General features: G+C 64.9%; 16 protein-coding genes. 7 read left to right on the top strand and 9 right to left on the bottom strand.

Features of this window, described 5'->3' with window-relative positions; all coding sequences use genetic code 11:
- Window positions 1-228: 228 nt before the first annotated feature.
- Complete coding sequence (locus ML401_RS28665) at window positions 229-1,050, bottom strand: helix-turn-helix transcriptional regulator (protein ID WP_371746173.1); 822 nt, start codon at window positions 1,048-1,050, stop codon at window positions 229-231.
- Between the two features lie 53 nt (window positions 1,051-1,103).
- Between ML401_RS28665 and ML401_RS28660 the strand changes: the two genes are divergently transcribed.
- Together ML401_RS28660 and ML401_RS28655 are read left to right on the top strand one after the other, a co-directional pair.
- Entirely contained in the window at window positions 1,104-2,276 is a 1,173-nt protein-coding gene (locus tag ML401_RS28660) for an MFS transporter (protein WP_211416196.1), read from the top strand.
- Window positions 2,277-2,647: 371 nt separating this feature from the next.
- Window positions 2,648-4,915 (top strand): cation:proton antiporter, encoded by a 2,268-nt coding sequence (locus ML401_RS28655; protein WP_285807705.1) that lies wholly within the window; start codon window positions 2,648-2,650, stop codon window positions 4,913-4,915.
- Here the strand turns inward: ML401_RS28655 and ML401_RS28650 are convergent.
- A complete protein-coding gene (locus tag ML401_RS28650) occupies window positions 4,912-8,061 on the bottom strand; it encodes an efflux RND transporter permease subunit (RefSeq protein WP_285807704.1) in 3,150 nt (1,049 codons plus the stop codon). The two genes, ML401_RS28655 and ML401_RS28650, sit on opposite strands and share 4 nt — an antisense overlap.
- A 12-nt stretch (window positions 8,062-8,073) precedes the next feature.
- The gene (locus tag ML401_RS28645; protein ID WP_285807703.1) at window positions 8,074-9,267 is read right to left on the bottom strand and encodes an efflux RND transporter periplasmic adaptor subunit; all 1,194 of its coding nucleotides are present in this window, start codon (window positions 9,265-9,267) and stop codon (window positions 8,074-8,076) included.
- A 233-nt stretch (window positions 9,268-9,500) separates the two neighbouring features.
- Here ML401_RS28645 and ML401_RS28640 point away from each other — a divergent pair, with 233 nt between their 5' ends.
- Window positions 9,501-10,292 (top strand): transporter substrate-binding domain-containing protein, encoded by a 792-nt coding sequence (locus ML401_RS28640; protein WP_285807702.1) that lies wholly within the window; start codon window positions 9,501-9,503, stop codon window positions 10,290-10,292.
- Window positions 10,293-10,443: 151 nt separating this feature from the next.
- Here ML401_RS28640 and ML401_RS28635 read toward each other — a convergent pair whose 3' ends face one another.
- The gene (locus ML401_RS28635; protein ID WP_285807701.1) at window positions 10,444-11,448 is read right to left on the bottom strand and encodes an NAD-dependent epimerase/dehydratase family protein; all 1,005 of its coding nucleotides are present in this window, start codon (window positions 11,446-11,448) and stop codon (window positions 10,444-10,446) included.
- A 251-nt stretch (window positions 11,449-11,699) separates the two neighbouring features.
- On the opposite strand from ML401_RS28635, the gene ML401_RS28630 reads away from it, so the two are divergent.
- Together ML401_RS28630 and ML401_RS28625 are read left to right on the top strand one after the other, a co-directional pair.
- Window positions 11,700-11,879 carry a hypothetical protein gene (locus tag ML401_RS28630; RefSeq protein WP_211416203.1) on the top strand — a complete coding sequence of 60 codons (180 nt, stop codon included), beginning with the start codon at window positions 11,700-11,702 and terminating at the stop codon, window positions 11,877-11,879.
- A gap of 207 nt (window positions 11,880-12,086) precedes the next feature.
- Window positions 12,087-12,857, top strand: a complete 771-nt coding sequence (locus ML401_RS28625) for an outer membrane protein (protein WP_211416204.1) — start codon at window positions 12,087-12,089, stop codon at window positions 12,855-12,857.
- A gap of 134 nt (window positions 12,858-12,991) precedes the next feature.
- Here ML401_RS28625 and ML401_RS28620 read toward each other — a convergent pair whose 3' ends face one another.
- From ML401_RS28620 to ML401_RS28610, 3 genes are all read right to left on the bottom strand, one after another.
- Entirely contained in the window at window positions 12,992-14,059 is a 1,068-nt protein-coding gene (locus ML401_RS28620) for a hypothetical protein (RefSeq protein ID WP_285807700.1), read from the bottom strand.
- Window positions 14,060-14,154: 95 nt separating this feature from the next.
- Entirely contained in the window at window positions 14,155-15,642 is a 1,488-nt protein-coding gene (locus ML401_RS28615; RefSeq protein WP_285807699.1) for an NAD(P)/FAD-dependent oxidoreductase, read from the bottom strand.
- A 94-nt stretch (window positions 15,643-15,736) separates the two neighbouring features.
- Complete coding sequence (locus ML401_RS28610) at window positions 15,737-16,201, bottom strand: cupin domain-containing protein (RefSeq protein ID WP_211416207.1); 465 nt, start codon at window positions 16,199-16,201, stop codon at window positions 15,737-15,739.
- 187 nt (window positions 16,202-16,388) lie between these two features.
- On the opposite strand from ML401_RS28610, the gene ML401_RS28605 reads away from it, so the two are divergent.
- Window positions 16,389-17,414 carry an AraC family transcriptional regulator gene (locus ML401_RS28605; protein WP_285812763.1) on the top strand — a complete coding sequence of 342 codons (1,026 nt, stop codon included), beginning with the start codon at window positions 16,389-16,391 and terminating at the stop codon, window positions 17,412-17,414.
- A gap of 102 nt (window positions 17,415-17,516) precedes the next feature.
- On the opposite strand, the gene ML401_RS28600 is transcribed toward ML401_RS28605, so the two are convergent.
- Window positions 17,517-19,385 carry an ATP-binding protein gene (locus tag ML401_RS28600; protein ID WP_285807698.1) on the bottom strand — a complete coding sequence of 623 codons (1,869 nt, stop codon included), beginning with the start codon at window positions 19,383-19,385 and terminating at the stop codon, window positions 17,517-17,519.
- A 128-nt stretch (window positions 19,386-19,513) separates the two neighbouring features.
- Window positions 19,514-20,146 (bottom strand): cupin domain-containing protein, encoded by a 633-nt coding sequence (locus tag ML401_RS28595; protein ID WP_285807697.1) that lies wholly within the window; start codon window positions 20,144-20,146, stop codon window positions 19,514-19,516.
- A 214-nt stretch (window positions 20,147-20,360) separates the two neighbouring features.
- Here ML401_RS28595 and ML401_RS28590 point away from each other — a divergent pair, with 214 nt between their 5' ends.
- Window positions 20,361-22,046, top strand: coding sequence for a peptide ABC transporter substrate-binding protein (locus tag ML401_RS28590; protein ID WP_285807696.1), 1,686 nt, complete (start codon window positions 20,361-20,363; stop codon window positions 22,044-22,046).
- Window positions 22,047-22,063: the final 17 nt, after the last annotated feature.

Below are 22,063 nucleotides of genomic sequence, written 5' to 3'. Positions count from 1 at the left end.
GGGCTTTCGTGTCAGTTGTGCGTTGCGGAAGCTTACACGGGATTTGGGCGGAAACCGATCACAATCAAGCGGAGGAATGCGGCAACTTTAGTCGGGCCGTGCGTTTGGAGAATGCAGGCATGCTGGGCGAGGCGAGGGCGATCGCATATGGCAGTTTGAGGCATTCCAGTTTCCGCATCGTCATGGCCGGGACAAGCTTGGGCACGACGACCTGTGAATGCGAGCGGCCTACTTCCCCGCAAATTCCGTCGGCGTCCGCCCCGTCACTTGCCGGAACGCGGCGGAGAATGCCGGCACGCTGGCATAGCCGAGCTGGGTCGCTAGCTGCTTCACGGAGACATTTGCATCCGTCGACAGCCGCTGGATTGCCGCGGCAATCCGCGCGCGCTGGCACCAGCTCTTGAAGCTCAGCTGCGTCTCCGCGGAAAACAGCCGCGACAGCGTGCGCGCCGAGGTTCCGACCTCGCGCGCCAACGTGTCGATGTCGTGCAGGCCGGTGGGGTCGTCGAGCACGATCATCGCGGCGCGGCGGCAGCGCGGCTCATGCGGCAACGGCACGAAGGTCGCGGAATCCTCGGCCTGGTGCAATTCCAGCATGACGAGGCGCACCAGCAGCTCGGCGCGCTCCTCGGTATTGCCAGTGTCGAACAGCGCGAGGATCGCCTGGTTGAGCAGCGGCGAGACCCGGACCACGAATTCCCTGGTCAATCCCTCATAGCGCTTTTCGCGCTTCAGCCAGGACAGGTCGAAATACAGCGTGCGCATCTCGATATCGGCGAGCAGGTCGAGGGCATGATCGAGCCCGGCCGGGACCCACACCGCCCGGTCCGGCGGCACCAGCCAGCGTCCCCCGGGGGTCGTCACCTGCATGGTGCCCTTGGCCGCATAGATCAGCTGGGCCTCGCGGTGCAAATGCGGATCGATCCGCATCCCCTTGGGATAGTCGCGCGCGACCAGATGCACGCCGGCGGGCGAGCGGTGGTTGCTCCGGACCTCCCGGAGGATAGGCGTTTCCAAGTTTGGCCTTTCCAAGACAGTCATTGGCGGCATCCCGTCATGGGGAGGACATATAACTCATTTCGGAGCAGGAGAGGATTCGGGAAATGAACAGCCCCAGCCGGGTGATCAGTTTCGTCAACGCAGGCCATTTCATCGACCATTATTCGATGCTGATCTTCGCCGCCGCGGTGATCATCATGGGCCCGGCGCTCGGCATGGCCTATTCGGAACTCTTGCCTTACGCGACGCCGGGCTTCGTCGCCTTCGGTGCCGGCTCGCTGCTCACGGGCTGGCTGGGGGACCGCTGGAGCCGCCGCCACATGATGCTGATCTTCTTCGTCGGCATCGGTCTGTCCATGATCGCGGTCGGCTTCGTGCAGACCCCGGCGCAGCTCGGCGCCGCCTTGCTTTCGATCGGCATCTTTGCCTCGATCTATCATCCGGTCGGCACCGCAATGATCGTGTCCTATGCCGACCGGCTCGGCCGCGAGATGGGCATCAACGGCGTCTGGGGCAATCTCGGCGTCGCCTCCTCGGCGCTGGTTACCGGCGTGATCGGGCAATATCTCGGCTGGCGTTTTGCCTTCATCGTTCCCGGCGTGGTCACGATCCTGATCGGCCTCGCCTTTGCGATGATGGTCGTGCACGAGGACCGCAAGGGCGCCAAGCAGGCGGCGGCGCAGGCGCGGGTGGCCAAGCAGGACATGTGGCGCGTGGTGCTGTCGCTGCTGATCGTGGTGATCGCGATCTCCACGACGTTCAACGCCGTTACCGTGGCGCTGCCGAAGCTGTTCGCGGAGCGGCTGGCGGACTTGACGAAAAGCCCGGCGCTGCTCGGCGTCATCGCCGCCTGCGTCTACGTGTTCGGCGCGATGACCCAGTACACGATCGGCCGGCTGCTCGACCGCTACTCGCTGAAGACGGTGGCGTTGCCGCTGTCCTTCATGCTGGCGCCGTTCCTCTATCTCGCCGCGACCCTGAACAATCTGCCGCTGATCCTGGTGTCGATCGGCATCGTCATGGGCGCGTTCGGCCAGGTCACGGTGAACGACGCCATGGTCGGCAAATACACCAGCGAGGAATGGCGCTCGCGCGCCTACGCCGTGCGTTACTTCATCGGCTTCACCGCGGCGGGTGCTTCGGTCGGCCTGGTTGCCTGGCTCTACGAGCAGGGCGGCTTCGTCACCATGCTGCACGCCTTCGCCGGCCTCTGCCTGCTCGCGATCGCCGCCGCTATCATCCTGCCCCGCGAGATCCGGACGCCGCAGCCCGTGTGAGGGGCCTCGTGTCCCGGACAAGCTGCAACGCGCAGGCGTTGCGGCGCAGAGCCGGGACCCAGAAGCGACATGGCATGCGGCGAGATGGGCCCCGGCTCAGCAGCGCCTCGTCGAAAAGACGCTGCGCTGCGTCCGGGGAACGCTCGCACCGTCCATGATCTCACTCCTACTCCTGTTTTGCGCGACGGAGCAAAGCGCTTCGGTAACGCCAAAATTTTCCCGAGCCTTTTCAACTCCATCCCTACTGTGCATGGGGTTGTTTTCGACTTTTTGTTGCCGCCCGCAGCCTCCTACGCCGGGAACCCGCGCCACCTTCCGCGGGTTCTATCCCCATGGCCCCGACACCGGGGCAAAGGGGGAAAGACATCTGCATGCCATGGCGCCTGCTCGGATCGGCCAGCCTTGCCTTCGCGGCGCTCGTTCTCACCACCATTGCGGCCGGCGCTGAAACGGGCAAACCGGCCGGCCCGTCCGAATTCCTGCTGGTGGCGCAGATCGTGCTGCTGATCGCGGTCGGCCGCGGTCTCGGCGAGATCATGCAGCGGATCGGCCAGCCCTCGGTGATCGGCGAGCTGCTCGCCGGCATCATCCTTGGTCCGTCGCTGTTCGGCTGGGTCTGGCCGGAGGCGCAAACCGCGATCTTCCCCAAATCGCCCGAGCAGAAGGCGATGATCGACGGCATCGCGCAGGTCGGCATCCTGCTGCTTCTGCTGCTCACCGGCATGGAGACCGATCTCAAGCTGGTCCGCAAGGTCGGCAAGGCCGCGATCGCGATCTCGATCGCCGGCATCCTCGTGCCCTTTGCCTGCGGCTTCGCGCTCGGCGAATTCCTGCCCGATGCGCTGCTGCCCAATCCGCAACAACGTCTCGTCGCCTCGCTGTTCATGGGCACGGCGCTGTCGATCTCCTCGGTGAAGATAGTTGCCGTGGTCGTGCGCGAGATGAACTTCATGCGGCGCAATGTCGGGCAGATCATCGTCGCGACCGCCGTGATCGACGACACCATCGGCTGGATCATCATTGCCGTCATCTTCAGCCTGGCCTCGCATGGGGCGCTGGATATCGCCTCGGTGGCGAAAGCCGTGCTCGGCACGCTCGCCTTCCTCGCCGTCAGTTTCACGATCGGCCGCCGCCTGGTGTTTCAGCTGATCCGCTGGGCCAACGACAATCTCGTCAGCGCCGCGGCCGTCATCACCGTGATCCTGCTGCTGATGTGCGCGATGGCGATGATCACGCATCTGATCGGCGTGCACACCGTGCTGGGTGCTTTCGTCGCCGGCATCCTGGTCGGGGAATCCCCGATCTTGACGCGGCAGATCGACGAGCGCCTGCGCGGGCTGATCTCGAGCTTCTTCATGCCGGTGTTCTTTGGCCTGGCCGGCCTTGCCGCCGATCTCTCCGTGCTGCGCGATCCCAATCTCCTGATGCTCACCGGCCTCCTGGTCGTGATCGCCAGCGTCGGCAAGTTCGGCGGCGCCTTCGTCGGCGGCACGGTCGGCGGCCTCAGCACGCGGGAGTCGCTGGCTCTCGCGAGCGGCATGAATGCCCGCGGCTCGACCGAGGTCATCATCGCGACCATTGGCCTGTCCATCGGCGTGCTCAGCCAGAACCTGTTCACGATGATCGTGACCATGGCGATCGTGACCACGATGGCAATGCCGCCGATGCTGCGCGCGGCGCTGGCGCGGCTGCCGATGAACAAGGAGGAGAAGGAGCGGCTGGAACGGGAGGAATTCGAGAAGCGCGGCTTCCTCGCCAATCTCGAGCGCCCTCTGCTGGCGGTGGACGAAAGCGTCAATGCCACCTTTGCCGCTCACCTCGCGGGCCTGATCGCCGGCATGCGCGGCCTGCCGATCACCGTGCTGCATATCGGCAAGCGGCCGGAGGAGCAGGAGAAGGGCCGCGACGCGGAGGAGAGCCACGAAGCCGTGGTGAAGAAAGCGGCCGAGGCGGTGGCTGCCAACACCGAGGGAGACACCGGCAGCGTCGACGTCGTGACCCGTGCGAGGCGTGCGGAGCTCGGCGAGACCATCGCCGAGGAGGCGCGCAAGGGTTTTGATCTCCTCGTCGTCGGCGTCGACAAGGTCGCCGCGACCAAGGATCGCTTCGACCGCAAGATCGAGGACATTGCCACAACGTTCGAGGGACCGCTCGCGATCGCCGCGGCCAAGGGCAAGCACCTGAAGCAGCCGATGCCCGAGGGACTCAACATCCTCGTCCCGGTCTCCGGCAGCGGCATCTCCAAGCGCGGCGCCGAGGTCGCAGTTGCGCTGGCGCAAGGAGGATCAGGCTCGCTCCGGGTGATCTATGTCGCGACGACGCGCGACAAGGGCGCGCAGCGCGGCACCTCCCGCGGCCTCAGTCAGGAGGCGGGCATCCTCAAGGACGCCAGCGATCTCGCCGCCCGCTACGACGTCGACATCACCACCACGCTGCGGGTGAACCGGGCGCCGGAGGCGGCGATCCTGCGCGAGATCGACACCACCGACGTCGATCTCGTCGTCATGGGCGTCGACCGCATCCAGGCCGATCATCTCTCCTTCGGCGGCGTCGCCGACGCCGTGCTGCGGCAATCGAAAGTCTCGGTGCTGCTGGTGTCGAGCGGCGAAGCGCGGCAGGTCGCGGCGGAGAAGGGCTAGGGCTTCACCTCGGCCACCTTCGGCGCCTTCTTGCTCGCCCGCCAGTTCTCGAAGCGCTGCACCACCACGAAGAACGCCGGCACGAACAGCACCGCGAGGCAGGTCGAGGCCAGCATGCCCGAGAAGACCGTGATGCCGATCGACTTGCGGGCGCTGGCGCCGGCGCCGGTGGCGAGCACCAGGGGCACCACGCCGAGGATGAAGGCGAACGATGTCATCAGGATCGGGCGGAAGCGGGCGCGCGCCGCTTCGATCGCGGACTCCAGCACCGGCTTGCCGTCGCGGCCGTGCAGCTCGAGCCCGACCTCGACGATCAGGATCGCGTTCTTGGCCGACAGCGCGATCAGGAGGATCAGGCCGATCTGGCAATAGAGGTTGTTGTCGATCTTGAGGGCGGAGAGGATCAGCATCGGCCCCAGCAGCGACAGCGGCACGGCGAGGATCACCGAGATCGGTGCGTACCAGCTCTCATACTGGCCGGCGAGCACCAGGTAGACCAGCAGCATGGCAAGGCCGAACACCCAGTAGATCTGGTTCGAGACCGCCTTCTCCTGATAGGACATCGCGGTCCATTCGTAGCCGGTGCCCGGCGGCAGCGTCTTGTCCGCGATCTCCTCCATCAGCTTCAAGGACTGGCCGGAGGAATAGCCCTGCGCCGGCAGGCCGATCACGGTCGAGGAGGGATAGAGATTGTAGAGGCTGATCAGCGACGGCCCCGTGGCCGGCGTGATCTTGGCGACGGTGCCGATCGGGATCATGTCGCCGTTGGAATTGCGCACCTGCATGTTGGCGATGTCGCGCTCGGTGACGCGGAAGGCGGGATCGGCCTGCGTATAGACCTGAAACACGCGGCCGAACTTGTTGAACTGGTTGACATAGGACGAGCCGAGATAGGTCGACAGCGCCGAGAACACCTGATCGGTGGCGACGTGCAGCGTCTGGGTCTTGACGCGATCGATCTCGACGTTGAATTGCGGTACCGAGGAACGGAACGAGGACTGCACCCGCTGCAGCGCACTCTGGCTCTGGCCGTTCGAGACCATCGCGCCGGTGATGGCCTGCAGCTTGGCGAAATCGCTGTTGCCGTCGCGCAGCTCGACCTGCATCGAGAAGCCCGCGGCGTTGCCGATGCCCTGGATCGGCGGCGGCGGCAGCACGATGGTACGGGCCTCCATGATGGCCGCGAGCTTGTCGTTGAGGCCGTACACCAGCGAGCGCAGATCTTCGCCGGGTCCTTTGCGCGCGTCCCAATCCTTCAGGATGATGTAGGCGACGCCGGCATTGGCGAGGCTGGCGCTGTTGTCGAGCGCGGAGATGCCGGCGATGGTGATGACCTGCTGGACGCCGGGGGTCTCCTTGATCAGTGTGCTGGCCCTGTCGAGCACCGCCTGGGTCCGCTCGAGCGCGGCGCCGTCGGGCAGCTGCACCGCGGCGATCAGGTAGCCCTGGTCCTCGATCGGCAGGAAGCCGGTCGGCACCCGCGACAGGCCGTAGCCGCTGGCGCCGATCACCAGAAGCGCGAACGCGACCGAGATAGTGGCGTGCTTGACGAGGAACGTGATCAACCTGGTGTAGCCGCGCTCGACGCGGTCATAGACCGCGTTGAAGCCGCGGTAGAAGAAATTGCGTTGCTCCGGCGGCACCGCCGGCCGCAGCCACAGCGCGCATTGCGTCGGCTTCAACGTCGCCGCGTTGATGGCGGACAAAAGCGCGGTCGCGGCGATCACCAGCGCGAATTGCGAATAGATCCGCCCGGTGAGGCCGGCAAGGAACGAGGCCGGCAGAAACACCGAGATCAGCACCAGCGTGATGCCGACGATCGGCGCGAACAGCTGGTCCATCGCCTTGATCGCGGCGTCGTGGCCGTTCATGCCCCGCTCGATGTTGTGCGCGGCGCCTTCCACGACGACGATGGCGTCGTCGACCACGATGCCGATCGCGAGCACGATCGCGAACAGCGTCGACATGTTGATGGTGAAGCCGAGCGCCGCCATCGCCGCGAAGGCACCGATGATGGTGACGGGTACGGTGGTTGCCGGCACCAGCATCGCGCGCCAGTCCTGCAGGAAGACCAGGATCACGACCAGCACCAGCAGGCCGGCCTCGATTAGCGTCATGTAGACCTCGTGCACCGAGGCCTCGACGAATTTGGTGGTGTCGAACGGCGTGTCGTATTTGACGCCTTCCGGAAACCGCTTGGCGAGCTCCGCCATCTTCTTCTCGACGGCCTGCTCGACCTGCAGTGCGTTGGCGCCAGGCGACTGGAACACGCCGATGCCGACCGCCGGCTGCTTGTTCAGCGAGAAGATCTGGCTGTAGGTCTGTGCCCCCAGCTCGACCCAGCCGACGTCACGCACGCGCGTCACATCGCCGCTGCTGCCTGACTTGACGATGATGTTCTCGAACTGGCTGGTGTCGTCGAGCCGTCCGTTGACGTTGAGCGTGTACTGGAACGCCTGTCCCGGCGGCGTCGGCGGCGCGCCGACCTGGCCGGCGGCGACCTGCTGGCTCTGCTGCTGGATCGCCTGGATGACATCCTGCGGCACGAGCCCGCGGACCTGCAACTTGTTCGGATCGAGCCAGACCCGCATCGAATATTGGCCGGCGCCGAACACGGTGACGTTGCCGACGCCGGGCAGGCGGGAGAGCTCGTCGCGGATGTTGATGGTGGCGTAGTTGCTCAAATAGAGGCTGTCGTATCGCGAATCCGGCGAGGTCAGCGTCACGAACAGGAGGATCGACGTCGACCGCTTCTGCACGGTGACGCCCTGGTTCTGCACGGCTTGCGGCAATTGCGACAGCGCGCTGGAGACGCGGTTCTGCACCAGCACCTGCGCGAAGTTGAGGTCGGTGCCGATCTTGAAGGTCACCGTCAGCGTATAGGTGCCGTCGGAGCCGCTATAGGACTGCATGTAAAGCATGTCCTCGACGCCGTTGACCTGCTGCTCGATCGGCAAGGCAACTGTGTCGATCACGGTCTTGGCGCTGGCGCCCGGATAGCGCGTCGTGACCTGCACGGTTGGCGGCACCACGTCAGGATATTGCGCGATGGCGAGATTGAACAGCGCGACGCCGCCGATCAGGATCATCAGCAGCGCGATGACGTTCGAGAGGACCGGCCGCTCGATGAAGAATTTTGAGATCATGGCTGGCAGCCCTTACTTGCTCGAGGCCTGCGACTGCTCGATCTTCGTCACCTGCGGATCGATCTTCTGGCCCGGGATCACCCGCAACAGCCCCGCGATGACGACGCGGTCCTCCGGCTTCAGGCCGCTTTCGATGACGCGCAGGCCATTGTCGACCGGGCCGATCTGCACCTTGCGCTGCTCGACGACGTTGTCGGCGTTGGCCACCAGCACATAGCGGCCACCCTGGTCGCTGCCGAGCGCCGTATCAGGGACGAGCAGGGCGCTCTTCTCCTGGTCAAAGGGCACGCGGACGCGGACGAAATAGCCGGGCAGCAGCACCCGCTTGTCGTTGGGGATGAGGCCGCGCACTGCCAGCGTGCCCGTCGATTGATTGAGCGTCGGCGAGACGTAGTCGAGCTTGCCCTCGTGCGGATAGCCGGTCTCGGTCTGCAGTCCCACCTGAATCGGGAATTGCTTCATGTCGGCGGGCGTCAGTCCTCGGCGGGTGGCTTCGGCGCGGATGCGCAGCACGTCCTGCTCGTTGACGGTGAAGTTCACATAGATCGGGTCCATCGCGACGATGGAGGCCAGCTGGGTCGGCGAGGAGACGCCGACGAGCTCGCCGACCGAGACCATGTGGGCGCTGACGATGCCGTCGAACGGCGCCGTTACCTTGGTGTAGCCGTAATTGACCTGGGCCAGCCTGGTGTTGGCCTGCGCCTGCTGCAGATTGGCCTGGGCGTTGTCACGCGTAGAGGTGGAATTGTCGAGCGTGGCTTGCGAGACCGCCTGGCGCTGCACCAGCTCCGCCTGCCGCTTGTAATCGGCTTCCGACTGCCGGACCGAGGCCTGCGCGCCGGTCTCGGCCGCCTGCGCCTGTTCGAGCTTGAGCTTGTAGGTCTCCGGCTCGATCGTGAACAGCTGGGTGCCCTGCTTGACGAAGCTGCCGTCCTGATAGTCGATCGATTGCAGAAAGCCCTGCACCCGCGCGACGAGATCGACGTTCTTGATCGGCGCCGTGTTGCCGGTGGCCTCGATGTAGCGCGTCACCGGACGCTGCACGGGCGTTGCCACGTCCACCTTGGGCGGGGGCGGTGCCACGAACGTGTTCTTGTCCTCGCAGCCGGCGAGCACGGCGACGGACGCCGCAGCGCAAAGGCCCCGCACGATATGCCTCCACGCGCCATTGCGTCTTGCGCGAGAGGCGGGATTCGCTGCGGTCATTCGGTGGCCCCCGATTGCTGGCTGTCGATGCGGCAGGCTAGCAACAAAAGACTGGCCGTGGAACACCATAGCCATGGCAGTCGCCGGCCTTGCACTGCAACGAGCGATATGGCCTTTGGCAAGTTTATCACGACAAACTGCTTTTCACCGAGGGAGTGATCGACCAGAATTATATCAAAGGCCGCGAGCCGAACGGAGCGGCCGGGAAGAAGAAAAGGTGAGGAGACCATGACATGCCAACGCCATTCCGGTCGGCCCTCGCGGGCCTCGTTCTCGCAGCGATCGTTGCCATGCCCGCGCTAGCAGAGGGCCTGAAAGACGAGATCGTACCGACCGGCAAGCTGCGGGTCGCGATCGCCATCAGCCCCGCAGGCGGCGCGTTCTGGTCGACCAAGACCGAAGCCGGCTATGCCGGCGTGCCCGTCGATCTCGGCAAGGCGATGGCCGCACAGCTCGGTCTCCCCGTCGAATATGTGGTGCACCAGAATTCCGGGCAGATCACCGACGCTGCGTCAAAAGGGACGTGGGACGTCACCTGGCTCCCTAAGGATCCCGAGCGCGAGACCAGGATTCTGTTCGGCCCGATCTACGAGGTCGCGGACGCCACCTACATCGTCAAGCCCGGCTCGGCGGTCAGCAATTTTGCGACGCTCGACCAGCCCGGCATCAAGGTTGCGGCCGTCAACGCCACGACGACCATGCGCGGCGCGATCGCGCATCTGAAGCATGCGAAGGTCACGGGCTATCAGACCTATGACGAGATTTTCAGCCTGTTGAAGAGCGGTGAGATCGACGCCTTTGCACTGTCGCGCGACCAGCTCAACAAGATGGCGCAGAAGATCCCGGGTACGCGCGTGCTGGACGAGACGTTCAAGAAGACGGTGACCGCCGTCGCCGTGCCGCTCGGCCACAACCAGGCGCTGGCCTTCATCAGCAAGTTCATGGCCGAGGCCACGACCAACGGCACGCTGCGCAAGGCCTATGACGATAACGGCCTGAAGGATTCGCCGATCCGGACGGAGTAGCGGCGGCGGCTCCGAACAAGCCGGAGAATTTGCGCATGATGCGATGAGTCCTAATCGCTGCGACGACGGAGGTACGCTTCCTCTCCCGCTTGCGGGAGAGGGTCGGGAAGAGGGTGCAAGCGTGAGAGGTGAACGACCGGCGGCAATCGGCTCAACCTGAAGCCATTCCGCTCTGCAGCTCTCTTTCCGCATGCCACGCCGCAAGCACGTCCCGCTCTTCATCGGCGGTCAGCCCGATGACCGGGCCTCCGCTGTTGAGAAGCCAATGCAACGTATCGCGCGCGGTGTCTCCCGGAGGTCGCGAGGTCAGTCCGGCCTCGCGGGCCGGTGAGGTGTCGCGCGTCATGAAGCCGGCGAAGTCGGGCAGCGGCAGCCACAGCGGCAATGATCGCGGGCCCGCCCAGCGCCGCACGTCGTGGGCCTCAAGAAACGCACGATCGATCCAGGTGAAGGTGCACGCCGCATTCAGCGCGGCTGCGCATTCGGCCAGGACTTCGCCGCGCGTGCGAATTGGCCCGATCCCGTCATAGATGCCGGTGAGGCGAATTTCCGCGGCATGCACGATCCATTGCGCGAGATCGCGCACGTCGATGAACTGGACGGCATCATCAGGGGATGCCGGGGCCAGCACCTCGCCGCCGCGCGCGAGCCGTGTCGGCCAATAGGCAAAGCGCCCCGTCGGATCCTCCGGCCCGGCGATCAGGCCGGCGCGGCAGATGAAGGCATCGTTGCCGACCGCCTGCTCGCAGGCGACCTTGGCGGCGCCGTAAATGGCATCCGTGCTGTGCTCCAGTTCCCCTGCCGCGGGCTCGCGCAGCGGCGCTGTATCCGCGCGTTGTCCTGGTATCCGGTTGTCCGCATACACGCTGATCGTGGAGACGAAGGTCCAGTGCACGCCGGGTCGCTTCAGCGCCGCGACCGCGTGTCGGACCTGGCCGGGATGACGCGAGACGTCGACCACAGCATCGAATGTCTCGCCCGCGAGCGGCGCAAGACCGTCGGCCGCATCGCGGTCGATCCGGATGAAGCGCGCGCCCGCCGCAATCGGCCCGGCTACGCCGCGGGCGGCGCAGGTCACCTCGTGACCGGCAGCGCAGGCATGGCTCGCGACCGCGCGTCCGAGAAACTGGCTGCCGCCGAGAATGAGAATACGCATGGATTGATCCGCGTCGCTGGTGAGAGCGAGAGGCTACAATTTTCGGTAGCGGTTGCAACCGCCCGCGTCGAGCGGCCGGCCACGGGTGCCGGACCGAGCAAATTGAGTGGAGTCAGACGCTCGATCTCGGTCGACTTGCCTTTTACCGCCATCCGCAGGATCGCTTCGCCCGGGCGTGAGTTCTCCTGGGCTCGGATTGGATGTGATCCAAGACCGACTTCCTCTCGTTTGAGTCACCGAGGAAGCTGTCTATGAACCAAATGCTTGCGAAGATCTGTCAGGAAATGGCCGGCCGGGTGCTCGAACTTCAGCGCGGCCTCAACACGCCTGAGCGGCGGTTGGAATTGGCGGGTGAACTTCAGGCCACGATTGAAAAGTACCTCGCGTTCGAAAAGCGAAAGAACCGCTTTTCGGTGCGGAAAGACAGGTAGCACCGCTTCAATCAGGTTGAGTTCCGAAATGTTGGCACGTCGGCGCTGTGCTTTTATTGATTTCTTTGGGCTTTTGGCCCTGAACGTTCGGAATTGGGAGGAACTCTCCTGGCTAAACACCCACTAGACCCGTGTTTTCACGGCTACAGCGAAGCACCGCTCAATGGTGTCTAGTTGCTACGGCATTTCAGCCCAAGGGGACTACATATGAAAAAAACAATGCTTGCCGGTGTCGCAGTGGCGGCACTGGCGTTGAGTACCCATGCGCAGGCCGCTGATATGGCGGCAAGGCCGTACGTTAAAGCGCCGCCGCCCGCTGTGGCGTCGGTTTACGACTGGAGCGGCTTCTACATCGGCGGCAACGGTGGATACGGCACCACCCGCAACTGCTGGGACTTTGTGAGCTTCGCAGGCGCACCCTTTACGGCAGGCGAGGGATGTCACAACGCAGACGGTGCCGTCGCTGGCGGTCAGATCGGATATCGCTGGCAGTCAGCGTCCTGGGTGTTCGGACTGGAGGCGCAAGGGGATTGGGCCGACTTGAACGGATCGCGGGTGTCGTCGCCTGCCTTCGTGTTCGCGCCGGGTGACCTCACCATTAATTCCCGGCTGCGCGCCTTCGGTCTTTTCACGGGCCAGGTCGGTTGGGCTTGGAACAACGTGCTGCTATATGCGAAGGGCGGCGCGGCCGTGGTGGATAACCGCTACACCCACACTTTCACGGGAACCAATGCGTTGATCAACTCCAGCAGCGATACGCGGTGGGGAGCTACCGTCGGCGCTGGCATGGAGTTCGGTTTCGCTCCCAATTGGTCGGTCGGCGTGGAGTACGATCACATCTTCCTCGATCGTCGGACTCTGAGCTTCGCAGCCGCCCCCGGAGGCGTTGCCACGACCAACAGCATCGGTCAGGACGTGGATATCATCACTGCGCGCATCAACTATCGCTTCGGCGGTCCAGGCTTGACGCGCTACTGAGGACCTCTGGTCCGGCCCCGGGATCGTCATCATGATCCCGATGATGTGAAATGAGGAGGAGGGCGACCGATCTAGCCGGTCGCCCTTCGCGTGAACGGACCAAGGCAAACCCGATAAAGTTGCCTGGCGCGCGCCTACCGCCCCTTGATCTCCGCGTGTTTCGCCATCGCCTTCTCGAACTTGCGGTTGAACAGCCACATCGCGGCGAGGATCTCGCGGAAGCTTGCGGAGGTGCGGGCACGGTCGGCCTGCCCGAACGCGAAGATGCTGTTATTGCGCAGGTGCTTCATGATCGGGGGGCTGGACACCCTGTAGTTCAGGAGATCGCCGGATTTGAGCGCGGCCCGCGTCGGGGTCGGCACGATCTGAATCAGCTCGAACAGCTTCATCTGGTCGATCGGGTCGGGCAGTGTCTTCACGATGGCCGGGATCTCGCGGAACACCTCCGCATGTGCGTTCATCAGGCCGTCGCGCACGTTGGTCCAGTGGTTGAAGCGGCGGTCGATGCCGCTCGCCCGTGCCTCCTCCTTGTCGTCGCGCGCGCTCAAGGCCGCATCGATCGCGGCGATCTCGCCCTTGATCGCCTGCCATTTCCTGTAGCCGTTGCGGTCCTCGGAGGGGCCGGTCTGGAAGCTCCCCATATAGGTGTTGGAGCGCCCGTTGCGGACGTTCTGCTTGCCGTTGGTCTCGGCAAAGAACAGTCCGAGGCTGATCCGCCCCGCAGCGGCGGCGTGCTCAGGTGCGAGCCCCTTGGCGCGGGCGATCACCGTGGCGAGATCGACGACGTCCTTGAATGGCGTCGCCGAGTTCTGCGCATTGGCGGGCGGGGCCTCCATGACGTCGAACAGTCTTGAATATTCGTCGATCAGCGGCTCGATCTCGGCGTCGAAATAGGCCGGCGGAATCTCGAACTTATTGGGCTTCCCGATCCGCGACGGCATGGCATCGGTGAGATCCTTGTACGAGCTGATCACGGCGACGCGCGCGAGATAAAGCGCCTGCCCCGGCAGATTTGGCAGCGGCTCTTTCGCGTCGATCTGGCGCCGTCGTTCGGCGAGGATCGATTTGAACTCGGCGAGCGCCTTGTCATAGGCGGCGACCGCCTCCGTCTGCCGCGGCGTGAGCGCACGCTGTTGGCTGGCGGCGGGCGCTGCGACGAAGAAGGCAACAACCGCAAAGGTCGCGAGACGTCTGAATCCCATGGCCGGTTCCCATCGATTCGCTGGCCAGGGAGATCGTAAGCATCGGAGGTAAGGGCTGGCGAGATGCAAATCCCGCTCAGCCGTCATTCTTGCCCTTATGCCGCACGATAATCCGGCGCCGTCGCCAGGAATTTCGCATAGGCATCCGCATCCGGCGGCTGGAAGCGTCCTTTCAGTCCGCCCGTCTTCTGGTTCTTCGTGCCGATGTCGGCCATCAGCTCGTCGAAATGGCGGTAGTGATAGGGCGCGACGCAGAGGCCGCCATAGACGCCCGCGGCCGGTCGCTCGACGCGCTTGAAGTGCAGCATCATCTCGATGTTGTCGCGCATGGCCTGTGCCGTCGGCTGCTTGGCGAGCTGGCCGTCGGCATAGCGCACCAGCCAGTTGGCGGCGAGGTCGGCGCAGAGAACGGTGCAGAACGAGGAGTTGAAGCCGACGAAGCCGAGTTCGGGCAGATCAGGATTGGCGATCAGGCGGTAGAGCCGGTACTGCCCGTCGGCATCGACCAGCTTCTGCCTGTAGGCCTCTGGCAGGAACGGCACGCCGAGCTTGTAGCCGATCGCGAGCACCGCGACGTCGGCACCGACGCGCTCGCCGCCGCTCATCACGATGCTGTCGCCGTCATAATGGTCGAACGTGCCGAACACCGCCTTGATGCGACCGTCGGCGACCATCGGATAGAAGCCGGGTGTTGCGATCGGCACCGAGCAGTTGACGCCGTCCTCGATCCGCTCCTTCGGCACCATCTTGCAGCGGCCGAGCTTGAGCTGCGCTTTCAAGAGGCTCTCCAGCCCGCGCCAGTTCGCCCACACCAGCGGCGCGGCGACGCGATGGGCGAGCCGCCCCATCGGGCCGATGCCCCAGCCCGGAAACATCTCCTCCTGCGCGCGGATGTAGAGGATGCGCTTGAAGTTCACGAGCCCGCCGATGAAATAGGGGATGCGCCAGACCGGCTCGCGCATCACGATGGTGACCTCGCGCGCGCCCGATTTCACTGCGTTGACCGCGATGTCGGTCGCCGATTTCGAGCCGCCGAGCACGACGACACGGCGTCCCTTCGCCAGCGAGGGATCGCCATATTTCGACGAATGCAGGATCTGGCCGCCTTGTGCCAGAAAGCCGTCCTCGCCCGGGCAATGCAGCTCGCGCGGCTCGTTGAACTGGCCGGTGCACACAGCGACGAAATCGAAATCCTCATTCGTCGTGCCGTCCTTGCATGATAGTGCGAGCGTCCATCCTGGCTTGCCGTCGGCGCGGCGCGCCATGCCTGCCACGGCCGTGTCGAGGCGCAACATGCGGTCGAGGCCAAAACTCTTCGCATAGTCGGCGAGATAGGCGTGGACCTGGGGCCCGGTCGGCCATTCCGGATAGGCTTCCGGCATGGCGCGGTCCGTGTAGCGGTAGAGCTCCTTCGGGCTCTGCGTCTGCACATCGGGATAGGAGCGCGCCGGCTCCCAGACGCCGCCGAGATCGCCAGAGCGTTCGACGATGGTGACGCGGTGGCCGCGGGAGGAGAACGCCTTGGCGGCGGCAAGGCCGGAGACGCCGGCGCCGATCACGCAGACATGCTTGGGAGTGACCATGGGTTTGCTCGCAATGTGTTTTCCGCGCAAGCGACCACGTTCGGCCGCAAGGCGCGGCCGGCGGGCCGGCAAGCAGATGAGGTGGACGAGGAAGCTAGTCGTTTGCCTCGGGCGGCAGGAAATCCACCTCGTGCAGCGCCGAGATGCGCACGACTTCGGCGGGATCTGTCAGATTGTGCAGCTGGTTGAACAGCGCCTCGAGCTTCTGCATCGGCGAGACCCAAAACAGCGCGCGGCACGGCTTGTCGGACTTGTTGAAATAGCCGTGCGGGATGCCGCGCGGCATGCGCACGAGATCGCCGGCATGGGCCTTGACCCATTGTCCGTCGAGCTTGAGGTCGAGCGTGCCTTCCTGGACCAGGATGAACTCGTCCTGGGTCGGATGGATGTGCACCGGCACGAACTGGCCGGGATCGCTGTTGGTCTCGAATGCGAAGGTGGAGTCGGTGACGGCCTTGGGGAAATAGACCTGGCCCAGGATGTTCCAAGTCTTGCCGCCGTAGCCTGTGCCGTTCGCGGTAATGCCTTTTTCGAGTGCAGTCTTTTCAGGTGCAGTCATGGCGCGCTCCCATTGGATTCCGGCGAGGATGGAGCTTCAGTCAACAGTGGGGCGGCTGTCTATCCGCTAAACGAATCCGGCGATGGTTGCTGCCGTGCAGCACGACGATTTTGCGGGCGTGGCCCTTCTCGGCCCGGTGGAGTTGTTATAAGCTTAAAGCAATTCCGCGACGCGAAGCGTGGTCGAGATGTCCGCAGCCGTGCTGGAAATGAGCGCAAGGGCATCCGCAGCCGAACGGCTCACGGATTTCGCCCGCGTCACCACTGACGATGTCGACGAAGCGGCCGAGGAGATCGGGCGCATCTTCTGCCCGCACGACCTCAAGCCGGCACAGGCGCGCGCGTCCGGCTTCTCGGCCCGGCACAATTGTGCGACTTTCGACGGCTTTTCCATCAACTACGTCGCTTATGGCGGATCGGTCGGCATCGATCCCGGCTGCCTCGAGCGCTTTTTCCTGGTGCAGATCCCGCTCACGGGCACAGCCCGCATCCGCGCCGGTGTCACCGAGCTCGAGGCCGCGCCGGAGCGGACGGCGTCGCTGCTGTCGCCGACGATCCCGACCCGGATGATGTGGCGCGACTGCGCACAGGCGATCCTGCTGCTCGACCGCCGCATGGTGGAACAGCGCGCCGCGGCGCTGTCGGGCAGGGCTTCGGGCACGGTCGAGTTCGATCCGGTGATCGATCTCGATGCGCCGTCGGGGCGGCGCCTGCGAACCAGTCTCGCCGAGCTGATGCTGCTCGCCGAGCGCCTCGGTCCCACCGGCAGGCTGTCAGCGGTCGCGATGGCCGATTGGCGCGAGCTGCTGCTCGATCATCTGCTCAATGGCCAACGGCATGGCCTGTCGGATGCGATACGAACTTTCTCCGGCCGGGCCGAGCGGCTGCCGCGCGCGCTTTGTGCCGCGCGCGATCATCTTGCGGATAATGCCGGCGAGCCGCTCGACCTCGCGCAGCTCGCCTGCGTCTCCGGCATTGGCATCCGCGCGCTGCAGCTCGGTTTCCGCCGCCACTTCGGCGCGTCGATCTCGCAGATGCTGCTCGACATGCGCCTCGCCGCTCTGCACGCCCGGCTCGCACAAGGATCGGCTGATGCCTCCGTCACCGACATCGCCTTCGATCTCGGCTTCACCCATCTCGGCCGCATGGCCGGCGCCTACCGCGAGAAATTCGGCGAGACGCCGTCGGCGACGCTACGGCGAAGGATGAGCTGAGAGGCGCTCGGGCGGTCGTTGTTCACCTCTCCCTGCGGGAGAGGTGAACCCCGCGGCCAGCAGCGGTTCAAACAACGCGCATTTGCACTCGGCACGAGATCGCTATTTCCGCGGCCTCCTCGCGCCGCTGTCCTCCGCCGCCTGCTTGCGCAGAAAAGCCTCGACGTCGGCCTGCACCGAGTAGGGCGTCGGGATCGCGTCGCCGGCGGAATCGACCGCCGTGTCGAGGCAGCGGCGCAGCATGCGTGCGAGCTCCGCCTTGCGGTAGGGCTTTCGCAGCAGCGGGGCGCCCATCGTGGCGCGGCCCTGGGTATGCAGGGAGTCGTAGGCATAGCCGGAGGTGAACAGGATCCGCAAGGAGGGACGCGCCGCCGCCATCTGCTCGGCGAGCTCGCGTCCGTTCATGCCGCCGGCCATCACGATGTCGGTGAAGAGCAGGTCGAACGGCTTGCCTTCCGCCGCAATCGCGAGGGCCTCGGTCGCATTGGCGGCCGGGATGACCGTGTAGCCGAGGCTTTCGAGCTGGACCGTGACGTAGTGGCGGACATCGCGGTCGTCCTCGACGCAGAGCACGGTTTCCTTGCCGCCGACGATCTTGCGGTCGTCATACCCGGTGGGGCGCAGCGCGCTCGCCTCCGCCTTCGGCAGATAGATCGTGAAGACCGTGCCGCGCCCTTCTTCGGAGGCGACCTTGATGCCGCCGCCGGACTGCTTGACGAAGCCGAACACCATGCTGAGCCCGAGGCCCGTGCCCTTGCCGACCTCCTTGGTGGAGAAGAACGGATCGAAGATCCTCTCCAGGATGGCTTGCGGAATGCCAGTGCCTGTGTCGGCAATCTCGATCTCGACATAATCTCCCGCATAGCCGGCGCCGACCGCCACGGCCTCGCGCACGCCGAACACGACGTTGCGCGTCGTCAGCGTCAGCCTGCCGCCGTCCAGCATGGCGTCGCGGGCGTTGATCGCGAGGTTGAGCAGCGCCGAGCTCAGCTGGCCGCGGTCGGCGAAGGCGAGCCAGACGTTGCGGTCGAGCCGGGTGACGATCTCGATCTTCTTGTCGAAGGTTGCCAGCAGCAGCTTTGCCAGCTCTTCCAAGAGCTCGTTGACGTCGATATCGGCGGGCTGCAGCGCCTGCTTGCGGGCAAAGGACAACAGGCTCGACGTCAGCGCCGCGCCGCGATCGGCGGCTTCGCTGATCAGCTTGGTGATGGTCGCAAGCGGCGGGTTGTCTTTGACGGCGTCGGCAAGGATCTCGATCGTGCCCGTGATCACCGTGAGCATGTTGTTGAATTCGTGCGCGATGCCGCCGGTGAGCTGGCCGACCGCCTCCATCTTCTGGGACTGCACGAGCTGCTCCTCGGCCGCGCGCTTCTGGGTGATGTCCCTGACGAAAGTGTTGACGACGGCGCGTCCGCCCAGCCGCAACACCGTGCTGGAGGCTTCCGCCAGGATCCGGTCGCCGTTCCTGTGGATCAAGGTCAGCTCGAAGCGCAGGCCGGACGGGGTGTCCGACAATTCCGGCACCAGCCGCGCCATGCGCTGCTTGAAGGCGGCGCGCAGCGGTTTGGCGACGACGAGGTCGACGACGTCGGCGCCGAGCGCCTCCTGGCGCGTCCATCCGGTCAGGGCCTCGGCCTGGAAGCTCCATTCCAGCACGGTGCCGCTGTCGTCGATCTGAATGAAGGCATCGAGGGCAGTCTTGATGACGGCTTGCGTCATCTGCGCGCTGTCGCTGCGCGCCCGCGCCAGCTCGGCGGAGTGCGCGACGGCGCGTGCGTGCTCTGAGCTCTCGATTGCGCTGGTGCAGAGACGCAAGAGCAGCACGGCAATGGCAGCGCTCGCCAGGAGGGCGACGAGCTGGAGAATGCCGAATTCACGCGGGCCGGTCAGAGCATAGGAGGCGACCAGGGCTACGGCCGTCACGATGGCCTGTGTAACCATCGCGAGTGTCAGAAGCCCTCTGAGTTTCATGGTCTCACACCAAGGACGCCAGCCGCGGACCGGGGCGGCCGCGTCGAGGAGGCCGCTTCATGTGAGCTACAGATTGGATGTGGCGCCGTCGAGGGGCAATTTCCGGCGGTCGCGGGTTTGGGCCGGCCTCAACCAGCAGGCGAATCGGTCTGCTGCAGCGTCGTCACCCAGATCACGCGCGCCGCCTGCTGGGTCGGATTGTCGAACATGTGCGGCACGATGCTCAGAAAGCGGAAACTGTCGCCGGCTTCCAGCACATGGGCCTGGTTGTCGAGCCACAGCCGCAGGCTGCCCGAGAGGATGTAGCCGGCCTTCTCGCCGGTGTGCTGCAGGAAGTCGGTGCCGGAGGAGGCGCCGGGATTGAGCGTGAGCTCGTAGAGCTCGAGCTGGCCTTTGCCTGCGGGGGTGAGGGCTTCCTTAACCACGCCGCTGGCGGTGAGCCGCAGCAGACGCCTGGCATTCTTGCGCACGATGTAGCGCGGCGCCTCGACGGGATCGCTGGTCTCGAAGAAATAGGAGATGGGCACGTCGAGCGCGATGCTGAGCAGGCGTAGCGTGCGGATGGACGGCATGGCGCGCGCGCGTTCGAGCTGGCTGATCATGCCGGTGGAGAGGCCGGTCTTGGTGGCGACATCCTGGATCGAGTAGCCGGCGCGCTGACGCAGCAGCCGCACGGTTTCGCCGAGGCGCTGGTCGACCGCATCGTCCGCCTCGATCGTCGCAGTGTCCTTCGGGCTATTCGTGTCGCCGCGACCATCCATGTCGCTCTCCCATGCATCATCTCGAGCCGCGGCCGCATCGGCCGAGGCTTCACTCGGAAAGGTCGCGCATACTAGCAATGCGATTGACAGCTGTATTTAGTCGTGATGAAATTTTGTCAGAAAAATTTAGAAGCACTAAAGCCCACTCCTGTCCCTTTGCCGGGGTCTCGGGGGCGCGGGAGACGGTGCCGCGTGCGGAAACGGAGAGTGGGTCATGGCAGACGACACCGGCAAGCTCGGCGTCCCGGCACTCGGCATTCCGAATCGCCGTCAGTTCTTTCAGCTCGGCGCGGGCGCTGCGGCGGGATGGACGCTGTCAGGTAGCGCCTTTGCCCAGGCCGAACGCCCCACCAATCCGCCGGACAAGCCGCGCGGACAGGTGATCGCGGCGCTGTCGCAAGAGCCGACCGTCTTCCATCCGCTGATGCCGGGCATCGAGGTCGATCAGGGCATCTGGTGGCAGGTGTTCTCGCCGCTCTGGTTCATCGAGCCCGACGGCAAGTTCGTCCCCGACCTCGCCCGCGAAGTCCCGACTATCGAGAATGGCGGCCTGTCGGCGGACGGCCTGACCTGGAAGATCAAGCTGCGCAATGACGTGAAGTGGCACGACGGCACCCCGTTCACGGCGGAGGACGTCAAGTTCTCGCTCGAGCTGATCAACAATCCCGGTTTCCGCGCACGCAGCCGGGTCGGCCATAGCCTCGTCAAAGACATCACCGTCGTCGCGCCCGACGAGATCCATTGGCGGATGGAAGCGCCCTATTCGCCCTACATGTCGATCCTGGCGTCGTTCACCTTCATCGTGCCCAAGCACATCCTGGAGAAGGTGTCCGATCCGAACGCTTCGCCGTTCCACAACGCGCCGGTCGGCACCGGACCGTTCCGCTGGGCCGAGCGCGTGCCGGGCGACCATATCTTGCTGAATGCCCATGCCGGCTACCACGGCAAGGGACCTTACGTCGAACGTGTCGTCTTCAAATACATTCCGGACCTCACCGTTCTCTACACCCAGTTCCGCACCGGCCAGGTCGACTACACCGGCCTGCAGGGCATCCTGCCGAACTTCGTCCAGGAAGCGAAGACGCTGAAGGGCCGCAAGATCTTCGTCTCCTCGACCTCCTCGGTGGAGCATATCGCGCCCAATCTGGAATTTGGACCCTTCGCCGACCGCGCCGTGCGCGAGGCGCTCTATCTCGGTATCAACAAGCAGGCGATCATCGATGCGCTCTATTACGGCCTGCCGACGCAGACCGAGAGTTTTGTGCCGCAGCAGGCGTGGTCGTTCCAGCAAGGGCTGCCGCAACACAAATATGATCCTGCCAAAGCCAATGCGCTGCTCGACGCGGCGGGCTGGGTTCGTGGCTCCGGCGGCATTCGCGAGAAGGGCGGCGTCAAGCTCGAGTTCGCCAATTCGACCACGGCGGGCAGCGCCGTGCGCGAGCAATGTCAGCAGCTCCTGATTCAGGACTGGCGCGCGATCGGCGCTGCGATGCGCGTCAACAACATGCCGGCGGCGGTGATCTGGGGCGACTTCTGGCAGCAATCGAAGTTCAATTCGGTGATCGTCGGCGTGAACTTCATGCTGGGCAGTGACCCCGACGTGACGCCCCGTTTCGGCTCCGGCGCGATTCCCGCCAAGGGCGGCCGCGGCTACAACACCTATCAATATCAGAACGCGGAGGCCGACCGGCTGCTTTCTCAAGGCGCCAAGCAATTCGACCTGGAGCAACGCAAAGCGACCTATGGCGAGCTGCAAAAGCTGATCCGCAACGACCTCGCCATTCTGCCGCTGTTCCAGGGCTTCATCGCCGAGGGCATCAAGGAGGGGCTGCAAGGCTTCCGTCCCAACATCAACATGTCGATCAACAGCTGGAACATGCGCGAATGGTATTGGGCGTGATGCGACCAATACGCTGG

The organism is Bradyrhizobium sp. 62B (genome assembly GCF_030272265.2).
Taxonomy (GTDB): domain Bacteria; phylum Pseudomonadota; class Alphaproteobacteria; order Rhizobiales; family Xanthobacteraceae; genus Bradyrhizobium.
Note: the sequence above shows the minus strand (reverse complement) of the source record. Positions and strands in the feature narration are given on the sequence as shown.

Coding starts and splice junctions, on each gene's coding strand:
- ML401_RS28665 (WP_371746173.1), bottom strand. CDS start 1,050: ATGCCGCCAATGACTGTCTTGGAAAGGCCAAACTTGGAAACGCCTATC.
- ML401_RS28660 (WP_211416196.1), top strand. CDS start 1,104: ATGAACAGCCCCAGCCGGGTGATCAGTTTCGTCAACGCAGGCCATTTC.
- ML401_RS28655 (WP_285807705.1), top strand. CDS start 2,648: ATGCCATGGCGCCTGCTCGGATCGGCCAGCCTTGCCTTCGCGGCGCTC.
- ML401_RS28650 (WP_285807704.1), bottom strand. CDS start 8,061: ATGATCTCAAAATTCTTCATCGAGCGGCCGGTCCTCTCGAACGTCATC.
- ML401_RS28645 (WP_285807703.1), bottom strand. CDS start 9,267: ATGACCGCAGCGAATCCCGCCTCTCGCGCAAGACGCAATGGCGCGTGG.
- ML401_RS28640 (WP_285807702.1), top strand. CDS start 9,501: ATGCCAACGCCATTCCGGTCGGCCCTCGCGGGCCTCGTTCTCGCAGCG.
- ML401_RS28635 (WP_285807701.1), bottom strand. CDS start 11,448: ATGCGTATTCTCATTCTCGGCGGCAGCCAGTTTCTCGGACGCGCGGTC.
- ML401_RS28630 (WP_211416203.1), top strand. CDS start 11,700: ATGAACCAAATGCTTGCGAAGATCTGTCAGGAAATGGCCGGCCGGGTG.
- ML401_RS28625 (WP_211416204.1), top strand. CDS start 12,087: ATGAAAAAAACAATGCTTGCCGGTGTCGCAGTGGCGGCACTGGCGTTG.
- ML401_RS28620 (WP_285807700.1), bottom strand. CDS start 14,059: ATGGGATTCAGACGTCTCGCGACCTTTGCGGTTGTTGCCTTCTTCGTC.
- ML401_RS28615 (WP_285807699.1), bottom strand. CDS start 15,642: ATGGTCACTCCCAAGCATGTCTGCGTGATCGGCGCCGGCGTCTCCGGC.
- ML401_RS28610 (WP_211416207.1), bottom strand. CDS start 16,201: ATGACTGCACCTGAAAAGACTGCACTCGAAAAAGGCATTACCGCGAAC.
- ML401_RS28605 (WP_285812763.1), top strand. CDS start 16,389: ATGTCCGCAGCCGTGCTGGAAATGAGCGCAAGGGCATCCGCAGCCGAA.
- ML401_RS28600 (WP_285807698.1), bottom strand. CDS start 19,385: ATGAAACTCAGAGGGCTTCTGACACTCGCGATGGTTACACAGGCCATC.
- ML401_RS28595 (WP_285807697.1), bottom strand. CDS start 20,146: ATGGATGGTCGCGGCGACACGAATAGCCCGAAGGACACTGCGACGATC.
- ML401_RS28590 (WP_285807696.1), top strand. CDS start 20,361: ATGGCAGACGACACCGGCAAGCTCGGCGTCCCGGCACTCGGCATTCCG.